We start from the raw sequence: 20978 nt of genomic DNA, 5'->3' as shown, positions 1-20978 counted from the left end.
CCTCCTATTTATAAACATCTGCTGCCAATTCTCTCAAAACATCCACGTTTACTACTTCATAGCATCCATCGTTCTTCTTTATTATCTCTTTATCACAAAAAATATTTAATGTTCGCAACAAATGCCGATAGCTCGTTCCTAACAATTCCGCTATTTCCGTTAAATTCCCACTAAATACAATTCTATTTTCATGCTGAACTGCTCGTTCCCCTGCTGCTAACATGTAACTCGCAAGTCTATTTTCAAGCGGATACAATAAATTAATTGTACTATTTTTTGAAAGTCGATTTAACTTATGTGCTAACGATCCACAAATACATCTTAAAAATTTCGCATCATGAAATAGCTGATTTCTCACTTTTCCTAATGGTAAACCAACACAATATGAATCTGCCATTACTTGTACATTTGAAGTAATCCTTTGGGAATGAATTAACTCCACATCTCCAAGTAACTGCAAACTATCGTAAAAACATAATAATACGGATTTCCCGTTACTTAATGTGTTAAACGCTTTCGCTTTTCCTTCAACAAAGAAATATAAATAATCTATCTCTTCATTTTCTCTACAAATAAACTCATTCTTTTTAAAAAATATAAGTTCCATATATGGCTTCATATCATGACTAAAAAATGAATCAATATTATTTTTCTTCATATACTCTGCTAATTTAATAGAATTACATACTTTCTTCATAGTTCCCCACCTTTACAACTCATCCCCATTGTAATCAAAATTTTCTTCTTCCACTATGACATATGTCATAACAATACACAATTTCAGCATGATACAGTCATTACAAATATGAAATACAAAGGGGATATTACATTGTATAACTTTCTTTCTGTCTTTATTGGTGTGCTCATCGCCGTTATGCTTCCACTGAATGGGATTTTATCTGAGTTAATTGGCAAGTACACAGCAAGCGTTGTCATTCACCTTGTCGGTTTAATTGCAGTTATCTTCATTTTAATCATAAACAAAAATAAAATTCGTTTCGATAAAAGTATTCCACTTTTTTTATATAGCGCTGGAGCGATTGGAGTATTCACTGTTCTTTTTAACAATATAAGTTTCTCCGTCCTTGGTGCTTCTATTACGATCGCATTAAGTTTACTCGGTCAATCTATTGCTTCCATCATTATCGATCATTTCGGCTTATTAGGAATGAAAGTTGCAAAGTTTGAAAAGAAAAAACTAATTGGATTATGTTTCATCTCTTCTGGAATTATAATCATGACAATTTATTAATGGGGGCAAGAAAATGTTATATATTACGATCGCTATTTTAGCTGGTGTTTCTATCGTTGTTGCTAGAATTATTAACGCGAATTTAGCAGCGAAAATCGGAAATTGGGAAGGCACGTTTTTTAATTATATTACTGGATTATTTTTCTCTATGTTATTTTTAATTTTCAGTTCAGATTCATTGTATATTCCAATGCAGACGTTACAATCTATTCCTATTGCTGTGTACTTAGGCGGATTAGTAGGCGTTATCGTTATTTCATTATCCAACTATATTACTCCTAAAATATCAGCCTTTTATTTAACATTACTCATCTTTATCGGACAATTATTTGCGGGGACTATTATTGATTTCTTCCTGACAAATGAACTCTCAATCGGTAAAGTTATCGGTGGCATTTTCGTATTAATTGGGCTCACTTACAATTTACTCATAGATCGCCCGATAAAAACTGTGAAGCATAACCAAGTTCAACTATAATACTTTACGCTTACCTATCATATATTAATAGAAAAGCTCTTCACACGAAATAATAGAGAGGAGAAAACCCTATTAAAAAAATTATTTTATTGCTAGGTAGCGTATTAATTATTTGTGGAATTGTATGGTTTATAAACTCGGGGAAATCTATTCAAGATCTCTATACTGCAAATAAACCGAAAAAGAAAGCTACTATTATTTCAAGCTCGCGAGATCCAAATGAGCCTCCTGTTTTTTTAGGTAAACAGGAAATAAAAGATATACATGTAGAATCAATTAAAACAAAAAAGGATATCTTTCTCACAAAAACAGATGAATTAAAAACGTTTATTAACAGTATGAATACCGCAAAAAAAGGCAAATTAACATTAGATGAAGAAGGATCAGACTTAATAGATTGTGATATGTGGATTACTTTCGAAGATGGAACTTATAAAAAATATTTCATATGGGTAGTTGATCATCACAGCAGCGAAGTGATGATTGCTCAGCAAGATACTCCTGATGATGTAAACCTTACGTACTATCAGTTAAACGAAGATAGTTCAAAAAAAGTTTATAATTTATTTAAAAAAATTATTTAAACAAAAAAGTCATGAGCACGTAAGCTCATGACTTTTTGCACTATATATATTCCGGGAACACTTTACAGCTCTTTTCCTGCTCTATATCATGTCCAAAGAAAACAATTGGGTTCTCTTTCCTAACAATTTCTTTTAAACGCTTAATTGAAGATAAAGCTAATTCCGAATCAACCCCCGCGAACGGCACTTCATCTTCAAAATTCTCTTTCGTATACGATGCATCGATCGTTAATAACACTGGGCCAGAGTTTTCCGTCTCAATGAATAGTGACTGATGTCCTGGAGTATGTCCTGGTGTATACAATAATTGAACACCTGGTACGACTTCATAATCCCCTTCAATGATTTTGTAGTTTAAATTCGGCAATATACATTCTTTCAAATATTCTTCACTATGTTGTGCCGTCTCATATTCAGCACGCTGCACAAGAATCGGTGTATTTGTAAAAGTACCATTTCCCCCTGCATGATCAAAATGCAAGTGAGAACTAATAATATAAAGAAGGTCTTCCGGCTCATAACCAACGCGTTTTAAAATATTTACGATCCTATCTTCTTCAGTCATTTTCGGTAAAATCTGCCCTTCAACAAATGTACCGTCAAATAAATTTTCATTATTAACCGCACTTTCTGGCATACCTGTATCTACTAAAATTGGCCCTTCTTCTGTCTCCAATAAATAACACCATACTGGTAAGTTTAATAAATTCCCCGGTGTGAGCGTACTATTAACAGAAGAATGATCTAACATACAACGACCAGCTGGCACGAAATAAAGCTTCTTTACCGTCATTATGTATCCACCTTTACATTTCGTTTTGAATAAAACAATACAGTAAAAAATTCTACTTTTTAGAAATAAACTCCTTCTACTCTTTCATTCCAGCATACAAAAAAATGTACTTTTTACATAACAGCATTTCACCATCTATAATAAAGGAGTAAATGATTCTTACTTTAATGGAGGGACTACAAATGAAAGCAATTGGTTTACATGAATACTTACCTATTGAAGAAGAAAACAGTTTAATTGATATTGAAGTTGAAAGACCTGTTGCCGTAGGAAGAGATATACTTGTTAAAATTAACGCGATTTCCGTTAATCCAGTTGATGCAAAAGTTCGCTCTCCGAAAGATAAAAAAGAAGATGTAGCGAAAATACTTGGCTGGGATGCTAGTGGTGTTGTCGTACAAACTGGCGAAAGTTGTACGTTATTTAAAGAAGGCGATGAAGTGTTTTACGCTGGAAGTATTACGAGACAAGGTACATATAGTGAATACCACCTAGTTGATGAAAGAATCGTTGGTAAAAAACCTAAAACTTTAAGTGATACTGAATCTGCAGCAATTCCTTTAACAGCTATTACGGCGTGGGAAGGTTTATTCGAGCGTTTAGGCATTAATTACGCTAAGAAAAGCGAAAATACATTTAAAAACATTTTAATTATCGGCGGAGCTGGTGGTGTCGGTTCAATCGCAATTCAGCTTGCGAAATGGGCTGGATTAAATGTAATCGCAACTGCGTCTCGCGATGAAACGATAGCATGGGTGAAAAACTTTGGAGCTGACCATACAATTAACCATCATAAACCTTTAAAAGAGCAACTACAAAGCCTTGGATTCAACGATGTAGATTATATTTTCTGCTTAAATAATACAGATCAGCATTGGCATGGTATAGGTGAAGTAATTAAACCACAAGGTAAAATTTGCTCTATCGTAGAAAATGAACATCCTCTTGAAATGGGCATTCTAAAAAGTAAAAGTGCGACCTTTGTTTGGGAGTTTATGTTCACAAAGCCGATGTATGAAACTGGTGATATGATTACGCAGCATGAACTATTAAATAAAGTGAGCGAATTATTAGATGAAGGTATGTTAAAGACCACTTTACATGAAACATTAGCACCAATTAACGCTGAAAACTTAAAGAAAGCACATGGACTACTTGAAAGCGGGCACACCATTGGAAAAATCGTATTAGAGAAATTTTAATCATGATAGTGACAGATAGTATGTGAAATTATATCAACGATTTTTCCAATATATCTATCACAAATCAAATTATATCAATAATTCGACAAGATATATCGATTTATCGACAAATAACAACAATAAGAAAAGGCTGTTCCAGATGAACAGCCTCTTCTTTATTTACTTGAAATCTCTTGATCATTTTGAGTATCTAATGGCGCTCGCTTCCCTATTCCGAAAGCATAGAAACTAATTGTAACGATAGCTAAGAAAACAATACCTACAACTAGTGAGATACGAGTATCATCGTTAAACCACATTCCGATTAATACCATAATTAAAAAGGCAATCGTTAAATAGTTTGTAACAGGAGCAAATGGCATTTTGAACGGATGATCTTTCATCTCTGCCCCTTTTTCTTTTCTAAAACGAATTTGACTAATTAAAATGACGAACCATGGTACCATACCTGGAAGTACACTCGCACTATACACATATACAAATAAGTTTTTTGGCGCAATATAACTTAAAACTACACCAACCGCTAAACCAATTATTACACCAACTGTACCAAATAATGGAACACCGTTACTAGAAATTTTCGTAAAGTATTTCGGTGCTTGTCCATTTACACCTAACGTATACAGCATACGTCCAGCACTATAAATACCACTATTACAGCCAGACATCGCCGCTGTAATAACAACGAAGTTAATAAGTCCAGCCGCTGCCGTAATACCAACCTTCGCAAAAGTTGCCACGAACGGACTACCAATTGTACTTAATTGATCCCACGGATACACAGTTACTATAACGAAAATAGCACCAATATAGAATATTAAAATACGCCAAATTGTACTTTGAATCGCTCTTGTAAGTGTCTTCTTCGGATCTTTCGCTTCACCAGCAGTGATCCCAATTAATTCCACACCTTGATATGCTCCAACTACAAGTGATAATGCAAAGAAGAATCCTGAAAAACCACCTGTAAAGAAACCGCCATTTGACCAAAGATTAGATATGCCAATCGCTTCTCCGCCGTTACCAATTCCGAAGAAAATAAGGCCAAATCCAGCAATAATCATTAATAAAATCGTAACGATTTTAATCATCGCAAACCAAAATTCAAATTCACCAAATGACTTAACAGAAATTAAGTTAGCTGCACCAAGAATAACCATTGCAATCACACCTGGTATCCAAGCCGGTAGACCTGGGAACCAATATTGCATATACGCTCCAACTGCGATAATCTCTGACATCCCAACGATAACCCACTGGAACCAGTTACTCCACGCTGTCATATAACCAGCTAACGGGTGAATATACTTATGACCGAACGTCGCAAATGAACCTGTACTTGGCTCCATATACAACATTTCTCCCATGGCACGCATGATGAAGAAGATAAAAATACCTGCAATTGCATAGGCAAGCATTACTGACGGACCTGTCCACTTAATCGTGCTAGCTGAACCCATAAACAAACCAACACCAATTGTTCCGCCTAAAGCAATCATTTGAATATGACGTGCTTCTAAACCTCTTTTCAATTCTTTGTTTGCCACTTCACTTCCCCCTCTTAGATGATTCATAGCCGCATTTTAAAATAAGATGCTTTCCCCTAATTCCTTTTGGCCTGAAAATGATGAAGCAAACGTCATTTTACACTAGCTTTAAAGCTATCCTAAAATCGTTTTTTGCCTCTTACAAAATTCTCAAAACCTTTCATCTTCCAATATTCTATAAATCTTAAAATTACTTATTTTATATTAATTCATTTATCTGAAAAATTCAATTATTTTTTCAATAAATTAATATGCATAATTATGTTTAATTTTTAACTGAATTAGCAATAAAATACATCTATTCAAAATGGTTCCGATATGAATATTATTACAATATAAATAACCGAGGAGAGCATATCTTCCTCGGTTTCACATCTCATGTACTTCAATCTTTATAGTTGATAACGTATTTTAAAAGAATTTCATTCCTATTGCTACTACCATTTTCAAAATTTATTTTCATACTTTTTAAACACTCTATTAACATCTCAAACAAGAATACAATATATTAGTAAAGTTACATACCATATACACCCTTAGCAAGGACCTCCTTATCAAAGCGAACAAATTTACTCTGTACTTCCATTCCAGCTGCTTCATATACGCGAGGTGCGCCTGTAATATTTTCAGAATCTACATTCAGTTGAACTTTTAAAATCCCTTCTTCGTACAATTGACTAAATGCATGGTGTAATAGTGATAATCCTAACCCTTGTTTCCGCTTAGAACATCTTACACCTAGGTGCGTAATTTCAGCTTTATTATCAGTACCCTTTTTACTAAATATAAAACCAACTACCTCATCCCCAGCCATTGCTAGTGACCATAATGTAGGATGAAACCCATCTCTTTCAGTACGTTGCAAAAACTCTTCTAACGTAGAAGGTTGCGAATTCCAGTGGTCCGCAAAGGCTTCATTAAAAGCTTGATGTAATCTCCCATCATCCACACCCTGTGTGTAATGTCGCACTGTAACCCCATTTGGCCATATTGGTGATGGAACATTCCCCTGCAATTCAATCCCCATCCCCCACCAAATACGAGTTGGAATAAAACCAGCTTCTTCTAACATTTTTTCCTCATAAAAATTATTTGCTTGTGTTACAATCTTGCCATTCAAGCGAGACGAATTACTAACAAGCTCCTTAGCCCACCCTTCAAGCTTTGACCATATTATTTGTTCAATACCTTGATTCATATAATTAGAATGAATAAGTACAGCAGATGGAAACTGTCTTTCACTCCCTGTCAAAATACCATAAGCAATTATTTCTTCTTCATTCATAACAACGTAAGAACTTTTACTAACATCAATACCTTTCCATGAGTTCGTAATATCCTCTACCGTTGTATCAACTTCACCGTAAATGGCTTGATCATAAATTGTACATAGTTTTAAAATTTGTTGTAAATCTTCTTGTGTAGTTGCTTTAACATTTAGACCGTTCATATTGTACCTTCTTTCTTTTTAATTAATTTAATTTTAACACTATTCTAATAACTTATTAAAAAATAATAAAAAAGAGCCTCATTTTCCAATGAGACTCTTTTCCTAATACATAATTAAACTGCTTTTTCAACTCGTTTACCAACAATAAACACCTTAGTAAACACCAACATGATAGCTACAATAGCTAGAAAATAAAGTGGCATCACCAGTAACGAGCCCGTATGAAGTTGACTCATTCCCCAAATTGTCACCGTCACTATTATATAGTACCCTAAGCTAAACAATGCTCCAGCTGTACCAATGACATCTTGAAAATCTACTAATGCTAAACTTAAACAGTTAGGTAATGCTACCCCAATTCCTAATAGCAATATAAACATCGCTACTAAAAATCCAATCATATATATTATGTTTGGATTTGATCCAACTGAAGTAATAATAGATAAAGCGACTGCTCCACCTGTCATTACAAAACAACCAATATATATAATTTTCTCTGGTTTATAAGTGGTAAGTAACCGCTTTGAAAATTTCGCCCCAATAATAGAAGCGGAAGCAACAACAATTCCTAGAAATCCGTACATACTAGGCGATAACTTAAAGTATTCAATAAAGATAAACGGCGCTTCTGCATAATAGCTAAATAAAACGCCATTCGCTCCTCCAATTAATAGCCCATATGTTACTACTTTCGGATTTGTAATCAACTGTTTTAAAACAGAAAACACATTTATTTTATCCGTTACTGCACCCGTTTTTGTTTCTGGAAGAGAAACAAACGTATACAGCAAAATTCCGATACTCATAACTACTAAACTTAAAAATACTATTTTAAATCCAAACATTTGATCAAGAAAGCCACCAATTAACGGTCCTATTGCTGGTGTAAAAGCAATGACTGCCGAAATTTGAGCAAACATAACGTGACGTTTATGCCCTTCTACACTTTCACGAAGAATCGTTTGCGTCACAACTGATCCTGCACTTGCTCCAAACGCCTGAATAAAACGACTTAACAATAAAAATTCAATGGAACTTGCAATAAAGCATAAGAAGCTCCCCGCGCCATATATGACAATTCCAAGTAACATCGCCGGGCGACGACCAATTATATCGGATAACCATCCAATAAAAAATACACCTAAAGCAAATCCAGCAAAATAAACACTAAGCGTTAACTGCACCTCATTATTACTTACATGTAACGCCTTTGAAATGTCTGGTAAAGACGGTGTATAAATTGTTTCACTAATTTGCGGAAATGCCACAAGAATAATCATTAACCAAAGTGATGGTACTGAGACTTTTTTCATTTTTCATACCCTCCTATAACTTTGAAAATCTCAGAAATAAAAAGACTTTCCTAAGCTACGGAACAGGAGGGGCCATTATAGAAATCCGATCATAAAACAACAAAGAAAACACCTCAATTACGTATGTTAATACTTATAGGAGGGTAATATTAACATTGATTTTTAAATATACTTTTTCAATTATATTACATATTATCTCTACTTTTCTAGTGTTGATGCCTTGATTATTTGTTAGAAGATTATCATTTTTATATTATCTGAAAACTAATTCATTTCAAAAAACAGTAAAAAGAGCTGATTCAAAATATAGTTTAAGTCAGCTCTTTTCTCACTTTTTTAGTACTTTTATGCTGATCTATTTTGTTTTTCTCGTGTTGCAAATTGTTTTTCACTACGATTCCCCATAAATCTAAAACATAAAGATAGGTGCAATCAGAGAAAATTTAACAAAAATAATTTATGAAGCATTTGAAGATAAACTTTTATCTGGAGTAAGACCTTTCCGTTAAATATAGCGTTTATAAAAGGGATTAGCCGTACATAATACGAGCGCCTAAAATACAATTCTGTTAGAAAATTTTGCGCTATATTCTCTTTTATTTTATTTATGATAGCTGATTAATAACACATTCTAAAAATTTGTCTACCTTTTCTTTCGATGTCTCCGGCGCATGATAACCAATCGTAAATGTAAGTCTTCCATTATAAGTGCTTGCTCCCATTGAAAAGAATGGTGCATACATAATGGGTGATGTCATATACCCGTCCTCAGCTTGAATTTCACCAAACTGAATAGGTTCATCAGCGATCACCCCGAAATTTGTCATTAATGGCAACGCCATCCCCATCTGTACAGCCTGCTCGTATTGCTGATTATACATTTCCTTCACCGTAGATAGCTTCATACCTGCCAGTATCTCCATTCCTGCCGCTGAAGAAAGACCTGGATTTTGGCCCTTTATTTTATCCATTGATTGTTTAACTCGAACAAGAGTCTGATTAAATGATTCACCATCTTCCATTTTAATCACTGGCATTTCCATTCCGGATAAGTTGCAAATAGCACCAGTCGTATAATTAGGCAGATATCGACGTAAATCAATTGTCAAACCGATCATTTTTTCTGCGGTGCGAGGTTCTGCATACACAGTGAAATGTGATAAAGCACGGAAGTATGCAGTCATGATTACATCATTCAAGGTAGCCTGTTGTGCTTTTGTCCATTTGGTTAGACATAGAGTTTGTTCACGGCTCAACCGCCCTACAGACATTTTGGGGGATTTATTTTTGTTGGGTTGAGATGGAAAAGACCATAACGATGCCTGCTGTTCTTGGTTAGGACGATACGCACTTTTTACGTCCGATATTCCAGCATATTTGAATACATGTGATTGATCTCGAAAACTCTCATTTCCCTCACCAAATTCCTTTATAATTTGATCCTTAGATCCTCCTAAGGAAAGGTGCGTATAAATTGCTCCAAGCAAATTAATATATTCCTTGACTCCTGCACCATCTGAACATAGATGAGATAATTTCACAACTAACATATCTGTTGTAGTGCCTCGTAATAATATTGTTTGAACCATAGGCCCCTGAATACGATCACCAGGTTCCTTAATAAAATCTATTGCCATTATTTCAAGTTCTTGATCATTTCCTTCTGCAAAAAAGCAAATAGATGAGTTAGTGCCAGATGAATGTTCCTCCCAGTAAGGAGTATCATTTTCTACAAATCGACTATTCAAAACTGGCTGCAATTGTAATGTTATCCTTACTGATTGTTCAAGTATTTCCTTTGATAGACCTACAGGAAAATAAAGAACCGCATTAATTTGTTGATCTGCAGAATAAAGACCTAATAAATAATTCATTCGATCTTGAGGTGTTACTGAATACTTTCCTTGTTCCATAATTTTGTCCCCCTTTTAAGATTTTTTGTATAACCTTATGCTCCATCTAGTTGTAACTTTTCTAGTCATTTTTCTTCAAGAGCTAATACTGCTTATTTTTCGAATTTTTTCACGAAAGCACCTTTTCCATACTGCTTCCATTCCTTTTGCAGCTTTTTGTAGGTGATATACCCATTATTTTATTGTTATCGATATCCCCCATCTTTTAATATAATCAAACAAAAACACTTTTAGTCTACTCATATACAAACATATTATAATAATGTTTACTAATTATCAATAAAACAAATAAATCATTTTTTATATCTGTTAATTAAAAACAATAATATAATACGTTTAGGGATTACTTCATAAACAACAAACAAGACGCCACCCAAATCATGGGAACGCCTAGAATAATGCTACAAACTTAATGAAATCTATTTATCCTCACGTCATTTATTTCTTTGCTTCCATACCCCATTCTCTTTACGATAAGTATGCTTTCCATTCATGAATCCAGCTGTATTACCAGGAATGCTATATTTCTTATTTTTAGCCTTCTTCTTCATCCTCTTCTCTTCTTGAATAGCCTGTAAATCCACCTTCCATTGTTTCAACAAATCCTTTTTACGTCGCATCGAATTTGTACCCCTCAGATTCAAATATAAATCTATTAATTATATTATATACATTTTATTATTCCTTCGATAAAAAGAGAGCACCCTCGCCCAGGTGCCAAGAGATACATATATATTGAGATAACTAACACGCTAGAAAAGACTTCAACCGAATCACACGGCAACACCTATTGATAATTGCTATTAATTTAATCATTAACAAATATATCTGGCCCCTTCTTCAACATGTACGAGAAGCCCGAAATAAATACAACACTAAATATAATAATAGAAGACCACATATTAAAATGATACTCTTTACCTGCAACCAAATTATATATGTTATGGACCAAGAAATTAGCACCTATAATAATTCCACCTAACATTGAACTAATTAAAATGCTCATTAAATAAAACTTAAGCTTTTGAAACATTTCCCCTCTACCTCTTTTCTAAAATAAACTTTATTTAGGTTATCCTAGAAAATCATACCATTTAATTCCCAAATGTTATTAAAGCTATATTTTAATTAAGGTTATTTTAAGGAAGGCATCATTTATTCCAATATCTAGTTTGTTCAAATTTTCGTTTAACATGTACCAAATTATGTTTTTCCTTCTAAATAGACCAACAATATATTAAAATACTTTATATATCAAGGAGGTTTATCATGATCAACTTTCATAAAACATTCCCCATCTTAGGATTCTTTTTATTTTTATACAGTTTTATCAGCATCATTTTTTTATTACTATTCCTTAGCGTTTAGTAACAACACGTATAAATATATGTTTAATGTGTAATTTCTATATTAAAAAAGAAAAAACAATAGTTTTGGATGCTTTTCTAGTTTTATTTTAAGATACCTCTTTGTAATCTGTAATAATTTGCTGACTCTCATCATCATCATTATCAATTTCTTTTCTTAAGTATTCAAAGGTAATTTCGATTTCTTCCTTACTCTCATAATAAATCCCTTTTGTACTTTTAATTTCTTGGTCTAGTTGTTTTCCTCTGTCTTGAAGCGGGTTTATTTCTGCTCTTACGAAAAGGCTTTTTAGAATTTCAAAAGCCAGAAAAAAAGTTTTGGATTACACTCAAATCTTTAATTCTAATCGGAATAGCCTGAATGTTAATAGGACTTTTTATGTAACCTACATAATCAGTAAATCCCCTGAATAAAACTCCATATTCCGTCAACACTGTAGATGACATTAGATTTTTCTCCTTGCTCCCCCTTGGAGATGAGCAGTTAGCTTTTGCTAACTGCTCCTTTATTTATAACAAAAAGTAAGGTAAAAGTTACTCTTTACCATTTTAATTAAACAACTTACTATCAATCCCCCTTTCTTTAAACCCTTGTTGCTAATGTAGTCATTCTTTTCTTATAAATTAAGCTTGCCACTGTTAAGTAATATTTGGTCATTGAGAAAAAATAAAAAGATGATGAATCGTAATTTTTTTACAAATCATCATCTTTTATTTTCCGTATTTTAACATTCTGTAAATGCATTAGCCCCAAAATAACGTACTTTTATAATTTGCCGATGATGAAGCTCATGACCAGCAATAATGTTTGCTAATGCACGAACCGTGACTTCAGAATTGTTCGCAATTCCCCTTTGCAACCAGGCATCTTTATCTAAACTTTTAAGTAAATGCACAGTAGATTGGCGAACAACTGTTAAATTCGTAAGAAGATCTTGCATAGATTGCTTATCAAAAGCTGCTCTAAGAACATACATATCGTCATTATAGCCAGGAAGTTCTGCTGTCTCACCTCTTGCTATGGACAGCAAACGATATGCCATAATACGTTCAGTATCTGCAATATGACCGATTACTTCTTTTATACTCCATTTATTAGGGGCATATCGAAAATGTCCTTCACTATCAGAAATATCCTTCAATAAAAGATTCGTTTCCTTCATTTGTTGCTCTAGAATATGTATGATATCTCCATCTGGTACTAATTTTATGTACGTTGAGTAGTATGGATTATATTCATTTGTTCCTGGTCTCTTTTGCATACTTATCCTCCTCAGTATTTCATTTACACCCTACCTCAAAATGTTATCACATTAATCTAATTATTTAAATTACAAAACAAACGGTCTCCATATATGTTCATCAACTTAAGGTAAGCGGTTTGATTCTATTACAAAGTTTTCTACATGAGGCTACAATCTAGAACATTTTTCAATAGATCCATATTGTTCTAGTAGTAATTAAAAATTTTAAAACTAAAAAAGGACTCTATTTATGTAGGTCTATTTTTCAGTATTTATAATTGATTTGTATCTAAAAATAAACATTTTATACGTATACATGCATAGTATGTTTTATCTAACTGCTATATGCTTTGTGCCAAGTATAATGTGAAGGACCTAAATACTCTTTTCGTTGACAAATAATGCTCGGTTCTTATAGTATCCATTCCTAATTGGATTCAGTTTATAAAACTCGTTTAGCACATTGTTTCAGTTTTTTTGCAAAAAATAGGTTCGTCCTCCACCTTCATTTAACGCTTGGAGGAAAGCCATTTCTCATTCGTATAATAAAAAGAGGGAGAATTGCCCCTCTTTCGTTTATATTGAGCCATTTTACAAGGTTAAATAATCCCTTTTAATATCAATCCTAAAACTGACATTACTATCGCACTAATAATAATTCGCAAAATCCAAGTTGTGTTTGTACTTATTTTCTCTAATTGCTTATTGATTGTTGCTATGTCTTTCTCATTAATAGTGGTACGCGTTTCTAAAGTACGAATGTCTCTCATAATTTCTTTTTGCTCTGCTTTTAGGCTGTCAATTTTCGCGTAAACATCTTCCATATATTCACACCCTCTGTTCATCTTAATAGAAAAATCTATATATATATTATGAGACAACCCTTTTACCCGTGAATACATTCCGTATATTCGCGCACCAAATTATTTGTACAATCTAATTGAATTATTTACACATTTCCATTTTTCTGTATAAACAAGCATTTAAATAACATGCGATATGAATAAGCATTGAATTATTCTACTTTCATAACGTATCCTGAACACTCTTTATATGCCGTTTCATAAAGACTTTCATCTTATTTAAAGGCTTTTTTATTTCTTTAATAACAAACAAGGTGCAATCCAACATACGGGAGCACCTACAATAATTACTATTATTTAAATCACCATTCTCATATTTACAACTCATTATAGTCAGTATAATTTTCTGAAGAAATTCTCTTTTTTAGCTGCTTAATGTAAACTAATATTAATTTGAAATAACTGTAATGATAAACTTTCTAGAACAATAAATATACTAGCTGAAACGGACCTATAGCCGATATTTTTTCCAGTAACATTAATGGTGATTTCAGCTAAATTCGTTTGAATATTATTTCCCTCAAAAATCTTATCTTCAACCTTTACAATATCTGCTTCAAAATCTACTTCTTTAAAGGTTTTCAATAATTTTGTTTCTAATAAACTAAAATCAAAGTTTTCATCTTTTATTACGGCAAATTTAATCTTCATATTGATTTCCTCATTTTTAATAAATTAAAATCATTAAATCAATATAAATATATATTATTCTATTAGTTAATTCAAAATATACGCTTCATATGTATCATTACTAGATATCATTTCTAATGAATTAAGTGAAAAAGAAACGAAATAAACAAAGTCTCTCTTTCAACCACTTAACCAATTAATATAGAATCCCCCTTGTGTCCAATGACTAAAATTTTTTCATTTTAAACCCGTAGATTCTGAGAATTTCTTGTTTTAACATTACTAAACCACTTCACGCATTCTGTAGCATTGGTAATAACAATATAATGAAGCAGATTAATATTAGAAGTACCACTTATGTTTAATATAATGCGGCTCTAAATTATTTTGCTCATTGCTGCTTTTTTATTTCTCACTTGAAAATTATGTAATATATTTCAAATAAATTATCATCTTCCCCGTATTTTTATGATTGATTTTTTGTTCATAAATTCGTAACACATATACATGAGTTATCATGCTAAAATTAGTTTATTCGAAAAAGTTATTCTTAATGAATCGATAATTTTTAATACCCTGTTTAAAGCCTCGCCCCCCTGCGAGGCTTTTCCTATTTAACTAGAGTAGTAGTTGTGCTGTTACGCATTCCTATCTTTAGCTATATACTATAAATAACACTGCATGTTCATTTTAACTTTTCAGCATCAGCACACGTAAAATTCTCTCCTGCATCATTTGATTTACAAATTTTATTTATCGATTTTTCGGTTATTTTTTCATTTTCATTAGAAACTCGGTCTAAATCCATTCGAAATACTTGTTCCGGATTCTCCTTTGAATTTCCTTCAATATGAATTGTACGATCGAACATCTCAGCCGTGAAGCTGCTAGATGTATTTATCATTTCCACTCCATTATTTTCACCTACATAGCGTTCAACTACTTTTTCGGCTGCCTTTAATTGCTGAGATGTAGGATACGGTATAGATTCCGCTAAAATAACTACACCTACTAAATAAGTAATATACAAACCACCTGCAAACAAGATAACTTTTTTTACTTTTTTATTAATCATGCTCTAACTCCTTTTTCTTCTTTTGCTATTAAGATATATAACTTTCCTAATTTCTATCAATTTCTTTTTAGTACATAACATTCGTTTTACATTTTATAAAAAGCACCTCTCTTACTAATTTTCAATTTGATATTAACACGATATTTATCGTTTTTCAATAAATAATTATTATATAACATTTTATTTTTACTGTTTTTTAGTTTTAGTTAATCTAAAAACAACCCATTTATTTAATTGCACTACATCATCAGCAAGTTTAAAAATTTGTTAATTACTAAAATAAAAAAGAGAAACTATATGTAAATACCCCTCGTTATATCTATGTAGGTTAGTCGTTAAACTTCAGCAGTCACTTTATTCGAGAACGCTTTACCGAATATTCAATCTAATGATAAAATTGACCCAATTAATATTTTCGTTCATCACTGTATAAAAAAGTACAATAAAGAAAAATTCAGTACTTTCACAGTTAAGTAAACGCGAACTTTTTCTTCTATCTACTTACTATTTAAGGTTAATAGTGACATAACCAGCTCAAAAAATTCGACTTAAATTCATTAATGAATGGAGAGGTTTATATGAAATTAAAAGACAAAGTAGCAATCATAACTGGTGGTGCAAGCGGGATTGGCGAATCCACCGTTCGTCTTTTTATTGAAGAAGGTGCAAAAGTAGTTATCGCTGACTTTTCTGAACGTGGAAAAGACCTATCAGATGAATTGAACGCAAATGGATATGATACGTTATTTATTAAAACTGATGTAACAAAAGAGGCAGATATTAAACAGCTCATTCATGAGACAGTAAGTACATACGGTAAATTAGATATTATGTATGCAAATGCCGGCGTTGCTGATGATGCACCGGCAAACGAATTATCCTATGAAAAGTGGAAAAGAACTATTGATATTAATTTGTCTGGGGTATTCCTTTCTGATAAATATTCGATTGAACAATTTCTTAAACAAGGTACAGGTGGTGTCATCGTTAACGCTGGTTCGATTCATAGTTTTGTTTCATTACCTACCCCAACAGCATACTCCTCTGCAAAAGGTGGTGTGAAACTATTAACTCAAAATTTATGTACTGCCTACGCTAAATATGGAATACGTATTAATGCGGTGTGCCCTGGTTATATTGACACCCCTTTACTAGGTAGTGTTAATCCTCAACAGAAAGAATATTTAGCTTCCCTTCATCCACAAGGCAGACTTGGAACACCAGAAGAAGTGGCTAAAGCTGTCTTATTTTTAGCAAGTGATGATGCTAGTTTTGTTAATGGTACAACACTTCTTGTTGACGGAGGCTATACTGCACGTTAATGAAAAAATTTCAATGCACATCTCTAAGAAATATAGTCTTTAACAAGAAAAAGCGCCATCACAAGTGACGGCGCTTTTTCTATGTAAGAGCAACTAGAAGATATACTTCTAGCCTACTCCCATTTATAGGTCCAAAATTGTTCAAGTTGCAGCCATTTCAATGTTGCTGCATCTTTGTTTTTTATTTTTGCATGTGTTTCTTCAAGCATTGCTTCTGTTTGTGAACGATGCGCGCCTAGTGCAGCTAATTTATGTTCAAATACTTCACTAATATTATTTACAACATCCGGTTCACCGAGCACTGCTTCACGATTTCTCGTAATCGCAACCGCATGAATAACTGGACGTTCTTCTTTTGGCATACGTGATACAGCGCGAACGACAGCGCGGCCAAATGCATCATGATCTGGATGTACGCCGTGTTCTGGATAAAATGTAATAATTCGAGATGGATTTACTTCTTGAATTATCGCTTCGATTTTATCTGCAACGAAATCAACATCTTCAAATTCTAACGTTTTATCATGGAAACCGAGCATTCTTAAATCTTGAATCCCCATCGCTTCACATGCATCTTTTAATTCTTTTTCACGGATATTTGGAATCGTTTCACGGTTAGCGAATACATTCTTCCCCATGTTACGTCCCATTTGTCCAAGAGTACCACATGCATACGTTACAGGTACTCCTTGATCTGTTAATAAGCGAATTGTCCCTCCCGCAGCAAATGCTTCATCATCTGGATGCGGAAATACAACAAGTACATGTCTCTCCATAAGTTTCCCTCCTTCTTACTTAAATGGCGTTAAGCTTAACTCAAGTGCTACCGCTAAGCGACCTTGGTTATCATGCCCTGCTAGTAATAAACGCTCTTTATCGTCTACTTCCCAGTGCGTAATACCTTCTGCATATACCCAGCCATGATCCATTTTCAAACCAACTCGGTATGGGTTTGTTCCAGTTATTTTCCCGCGCTCAAAGCGAATAATTGCATTTCGAATGAATGCTCCAACTGTCATCATCTTTTCATTAAAGTGTGACGCATACGCTCCGTTCGTTGTTTCTAAATGAATATATACATCTTTATTTACAAAACGTTCAATTTCATTTTGAATAAGAGAACTATCTTTTACTATTTCCATCGGAATTCACCTCTTTAAACCATTTTACGCAAAAATAATGTAAATTGCTATCTCTATATTAGAGGACAACGCTCACTTTTCCTAATAATTTGCACTGTGTTTTGTTATTTTTTTTATCATATGTGGAATTCAGAACTTTTCCTTCACTTCGTTAAATAGTTTTCTTTCTTTTTTGAATTTGCTACAATATATTTTATCCCGTATGAATGCATCGGGATACGTTTTGACGATTGAATACATATTTTAAAGAAGGTGACTCGCTTGGAACAATCAGCACATGAAGTAGCAAATTGGCAATATTATTTTGCAATTGCCGTATTTTTAGTCACGTATGGTTTTATTATTTCTGAAAAATTGAATCGTGCTGTAATTGCACTATTCGGTGCTGCTATTATGATTATTTTTGGAATTGTAGATTTACACACTGCTTTCACATCACATATTCAATGGGAAACGATCACCCTTTTAATCGGGATGATGATTCTCGTACATATTACGAGTCAATCAGGCGTATTTGAATTTGTAGCTATTAAAGCAGCAAAAGCAGCTGACGGAAAACCGATTCGCATTTTATTATTACTATCCTTATTAACCGCCGTCGGTTCTGCATTTTTGGATAATGTAACGACTGTTTTATTAATCGTTCCTGTTACACTATCCATTACACGTATTTTAAAAGTTAACCCTGTTCCTTATTTGATTTCAGAAGTACTGTTTTCAAATATAGGTGGAACAGCAACTTTAATCGGTGATCCACCTAACATTATGATTGGATCAGCTAATAAGCATTTAGACTTTAATGCCTTTTTACTAAATTTAGCTCCAATCGTAATTATTATTTCTATCGTTACACTTGGCATTATTTACTTCATGTATCGTAACAAATTAAAAACAACGCCTGAACAAATCGAAAAACTAATGGCGTTAAACGAAAAAGATTATATTAAAGATCAAAGCCTCCTTTTAAAATCGATTACAATTTTAGGACTAACTATTTTAGGCTTTGTACTTCATTCTATTATTCATGTAGATGCTGCCGTTATCGCAATGACAGGCGCTACACTTCTTATGTTAATCGGCGTAAAAGAACATGAAATAGAAGATATATTTGCCCACGTTGAATGGGTAACCATTTTCTTCTTCGCCGGACTATTCGTTCTCGTTGGCGGATTAATTGATATCGGACTTATTTCTTCACTCGCAAAAGAAGTAATCGACGTAACAAATGGTGATATCGGTTTCGCTGCGATACTTATTTTATGGGTATCTGGCATCGCATCTGCGACAATTGACAATATTCCATTTGTCGCAACGATGATTCCTCTTATTCAAGATTTAGCTACTGGCCTCGGATTATCTGTTGATTCGCCGCAAATCGAAGTGCTATGGTGGGCGTTATCTCTTGGAGCTTGCTTAGGAGGAAACGGAACATTAATCGGAGCATCAGCAAACGTAGTTGTTGCTGGTATTGCAAAACGTGAAGGACATGGATTTTCTTATATGGACTTCTTAAAAATCGGTTTACCGTTAACAATCATTGCACTATTGTTATCACATGCTTACATTTATTTACGTTATTTAATGTAGAAGTTGTACTGTATGAAATTCTATCGTCAAATACAAAAGGTTTGCAGCATAGTGCTGCAAACCTTTTTTCATCACCAAAATATACCGATAATTGCTAATCCACCTAAAATCATACCACCAATTTGCCCGACAATTGTCGGTGATAGTTGAACACCTTTTCTCACTTCAACAACTGGTCTTTCGTGCCTTAGTTGCTGCACCTCACTTTCAAGTTGGTGCACACTTCCGTGTAACTCTTTAATAAGTTCTTTTAATTCGGCGACCTCTTCATTTACTGGTTTTGCCTTTTCCAAATTCATTTTGCATGACTCCTTATAAATTCAATCAGTACACTGTAAATTTTCGCCAATTACAATTATATCTCCTGCATACTACATATATAATTTCGAATGTACTTTCTAACCTTGCAGCTCTATCCATTCATCCCGCAATATCCCCATAATGATACGATCAAAATACTTTCCATCTCTTTGAACCGCTTCTCTCATACAGCCTTCCATTTGAAAACCTATCTTTTTATACAATGCAATGGCAGGTTTATTATACGAAATAACATCGAGACCGATGCGGTGTAAATTCAATTCATAGAAAGCATACTTTAGAATAAGATGTATTGTTTCTTTTCCATATCCTTTTCCTCTATCATTCGCATCTCCTATACCAATAGCTAATACACCTGTTCTGTTATTCCACTCTATACCATGAATCGCCACAAAACCAATTAAGCGATCTTCTTGAACTGTCCTTACCATGAAAGAAACACTATTCGATCTCCGTCCTTTTAATAGCCCATCACTTGCTATTTCATTTAAAGATTGCGGGAATGCTACATCTGTATCTACATTTCTTAAATACTCACTATCTTCTTGCCACATAGCCATTACTTCAACATCTTTTTCTCTACTAGCTGATAATTTGATCGTTTTATTTTGAAAAAGATTCATTGTCATTTCAAACTCCCCCTTTTTAAGTAACGGGGATACTTATTTTAGCCTATTTATCCCCTTGTTCCATAAACAGCTTTATAAACGGGATACTTACAATAAGCGCTGACATTGGCACATCTCCTCTATACTAAATTAACTTCATTGTATAATTTTTCATTTATTCTAACAATAAGAATTACAAAAAGACCCTCCAAATTGAACTGAACCCAAAAAATTAGACAAATATATTAAGCAGCTACTAAGGATTGAACTCTGTATTGCACAGGGGA

23 protein-coding genes are annotated in these 20978 nt (G+C 33.4%); 6 read left to right on the top strand and 17 right to left on the bottom strand.

The window, feature by feature from the left end:
- Positions 1-4: 4 nt before the first annotated feature.
- On the bottom strand, positions 5-697 hold the full coding sequence (gene yeiL, locus G9F74_RS24935) for a transcriptional regulator YeiL (RefSeq protein ID WP_000754830.1): 693 nt from the start codon (positions 695-697) through the stop codon (positions 5-7).
- A gap of 108 nt (positions 698-805) precedes the next feature.
- On the opposite strand from yeiL, the gene G9F74_RS24930 reads away from it, so the two are divergent.
- From G9F74_RS24930 to G9F74_RS24920, 3 genes are all read left to right on the top strand, one after another.
- Positions 806-1252, top strand: a complete 447-nt coding sequence (locus G9F74_RS24930; protein WP_002005482.1) for a DMT family transporter — start codon at positions 806-808, stop codon at positions 1250-1252.
- 13 nt (positions 1253-1265) lie between these two features.
- Positions 1266-1730, top strand: coding sequence for a DMT family transporter (locus G9F74_RS24925; RefSeq protein ID WP_000965802.1), 465 nt, complete (start codon positions 1266-1268; stop codon positions 1728-1730).
- 89 nt (positions 1731-1819) lie between these two features.
- Positions 1820-2314: a YhfM domain-containing protein gene (locus G9F74_RS24920; RefSeq protein WP_000901690.1), complete on the top strand. Its 495-nt coding sequence runs from the start codon at positions 1820-1822 to the stop codon at positions 2312-2314.
- A gap of 40 nt (positions 2315-2354) precedes the next feature.
- Here the strand turns inward: G9F74_RS24920 and aiiA are convergent, their stop codons facing one another.
- A complete protein-coding gene (gene aiiA / locus G9F74_RS24915) occupies positions 2355-3107 on the bottom strand; it encodes a quorum-quenching N-acyl homoserine lactonase AiiA (RefSeq protein WP_000216616.1) in 753 nt (250 codons plus the stop codon).
- Positions 3108-3289: 182 nt separating this feature from the next.
- Here aiiA and G9F74_RS24910 point away from each other — a divergent pair, with 182 nt between their 5' ends.
- Positions 3290-4309 carry a zinc-binding alcohol dehydrogenase family protein gene (locus tag G9F74_RS24910; RefSeq protein ID WP_016108842.1) on the top strand — a complete coding sequence of 340 codons (1020 nt, stop codon included), beginning with the start codon at positions 3290-3292 and terminating at the stop codon, positions 4307-4309.
- A 155-nt stretch (positions 4310-4464) separates the two neighbouring features.
- On the opposite strand, the gene G9F74_RS24905 is transcribed toward G9F74_RS24910, so the two are convergent.
- The 11 genes from G9F74_RS24905 to G9F74_RS24855 all read right to left on the bottom strand — a co-directional run bounded on the left by G9F74_RS24905 (position 4465) and on the right by G9F74_RS24855 (position 15711).
- Complete coding sequence (locus G9F74_RS24905) at positions 4465-5856, bottom strand: amino acid permease (protein WP_001284434.1); 1392 nt, start codon at positions 5854-5856, stop codon at positions 4465-4467.
- Positions 5857-6373: 517 nt separating this feature from the next.
- On the bottom strand, positions 6374-7306 hold the full coding sequence (locus tag G9F74_RS24900; RefSeq protein ID WP_016108843.1) for a GNAT family N-acetyltransferase: 933 nt from the start codon (positions 7304-7306) through the stop codon (positions 6374-6376).
- Between the two features lie 113 nt (positions 7307-7419).
- On the bottom strand, positions 7420-8619 hold the full coding sequence (locus G9F74_RS24895) for a multidrug effflux MFS transporter (RefSeq protein ID WP_016108844.1): 1200 nt from the start codon (positions 8617-8619) through the stop codon (positions 7420-7422).
- A 605-nt stretch (positions 8620-9224) separates the two neighbouring features.
- Positions 9225-10532, bottom strand: a complete 1308-nt coding sequence (locus G9F74_RS24890) for a condensation domain-containing protein (protein ID WP_000434825.1) — start codon at positions 10530-10532, stop codon at positions 9225-9227.
- Positions 10533-10966: 434 nt separating this feature from the next.
- Complete coding sequence (locus G9F74_RS24885; RefSeq protein ID WP_001253134.1) at positions 10967-11152, bottom strand: hypothetical protein; 186 nt, start codon at positions 11150-11152, stop codon at positions 10967-10969.
- A gap of 188 nt (positions 11153-11340) precedes the next feature.
- Entirely contained in the window at positions 11341-11565 is a 225-nt protein-coding gene (locus tag G9F74_RS24880) for a hypothetical protein (protein WP_000486799.1), read from the bottom strand.
- A 631-nt stretch (positions 11566-12196) separates the two neighbouring features.
- Complete coding sequence (locus tag G9F74_RS24875) at positions 12197-12346, bottom strand: hypothetical protein (protein WP_000099743.1); 150 nt, start codon at positions 12344-12346, stop codon at positions 12197-12199.
- Positions 12347-12624: 278 nt separating this feature from the next.
- On the bottom strand, positions 12625-13161 hold the full coding sequence (locus G9F74_RS24870; protein ID WP_001172124.1) for a DinB family protein: 537 nt from the start codon (positions 13159-13161) through the stop codon (positions 12625-12627).
- Positions 13162-13742: 581 nt separating this feature from the next.
- Complete coding sequence (locus tag G9F74_RS24865; protein WP_000390465.1) at positions 13743-13967, bottom strand: hemolysin XhlA family protein; 225 nt, start codon at positions 13965-13967, stop codon at positions 13743-13745.
- Positions 13968-14378: 411 nt separating this feature from the next.
- Complete coding sequence (locus G9F74_RS24860) at positions 14379-14657, bottom strand: hypothetical protein (protein WP_000693588.1); 279 nt, start codon at positions 14655-14657, stop codon at positions 14379-14381.
- A gap of 664 nt (positions 14658-15321) precedes the next feature.
- The gene (locus tag G9F74_RS24855; RefSeq protein ID WP_016108845.1) at positions 15322-15711 is read right to left on the bottom strand and encodes a hypothetical protein; all 390 of its coding nucleotides are present in this window, start codon (positions 15709-15711) and stop codon (positions 15322-15324) included.
- 578 nt (positions 15712-16289) lie between these two features.
- On the opposite strand from G9F74_RS24855, the gene G9F74_RS24850 reads away from it, so the two are divergent.
- Positions 16290-17033: an SDR family NAD(P)-dependent oxidoreductase gene (locus G9F74_RS24850; RefSeq protein ID WP_000768009.1), complete on the top strand. Its 744-nt coding sequence runs from the start codon at positions 16290-16292 to the stop codon at positions 17031-17033.
- 113 nt (positions 17034-17146) lie between these two features.
- Here G9F74_RS24850 and bshB2 read toward each other — a convergent pair whose 3' ends face one another.
- A complete protein-coding gene (gene bshB2, locus G9F74_RS24845) occupies positions 17147-17809 on the bottom strand; it encodes a bacillithiol biosynthesis deacetylase BshB2 (RefSeq protein WP_000439466.1) in 663 nt (220 codons plus the stop codon).
- Positions 17810-17824: 15 nt separating this feature from the next.
- Positions 17825-18175: a YojF family protein gene (locus tag G9F74_RS24840; RefSeq protein WP_000407039.1), complete on the bottom strand. Its 351-nt coding sequence runs from the start codon at positions 18173-18175 to the stop codon at positions 17825-17827.
- Between the two features lie 261 nt (positions 18176-18436).
- On the opposite strand from G9F74_RS24840, the gene G9F74_RS24835 reads away from it, so the two are divergent.
- Positions 18437-19762 (top strand): ArsB/NhaD family transporter, encoded by a 1326-nt coding sequence (locus tag G9F74_RS24835; RefSeq protein WP_000438005.1) that lies wholly within the window; start codon positions 18437-18439, stop codon positions 19760-19762.
- A gap of 71 nt (positions 19763-19833) precedes the next feature.
- On the opposite strand, the gene G9F74_RS24830 is transcribed toward G9F74_RS24835, so the two are convergent.
- Together G9F74_RS24830 and G9F74_RS24825 are read right to left on the bottom strand one after the other, a co-directional pair.
- Entirely contained in the window at positions 19834-20061 is a 228-nt protein-coding gene (locus G9F74_RS24830; protein ID WP_001047296.1) for a coiled-coil domain-containing protein, read from the bottom strand.
- Between the two features lie 99 nt (positions 20062-20160).
- Positions 20161-20712: a GNAT family N-acetyltransferase gene (locus G9F74_RS24825; protein WP_000178481.1), complete on the bottom strand. Its 552-nt coding sequence runs from the start codon at positions 20710-20712 to the stop codon at positions 20161-20163.
- Positions 20713-20978 lie beyond the last annotated feature (266 nt).

Source organism: Bacillus sp. EKM202B (assembly GCF_011066025.1).
GTDB classification, from domain to species: domain Bacteria; phylum Bacillota; class Bacilli; order Bacillales; family Bacillaceae_G; genus Bacillus_A; species Bacillus_A toyonensis.
The sequence above is the reverse complement of the archived record's forward strand: the minus strand, read 5'-3'. Positions and strand labels throughout refer to the sequence as shown.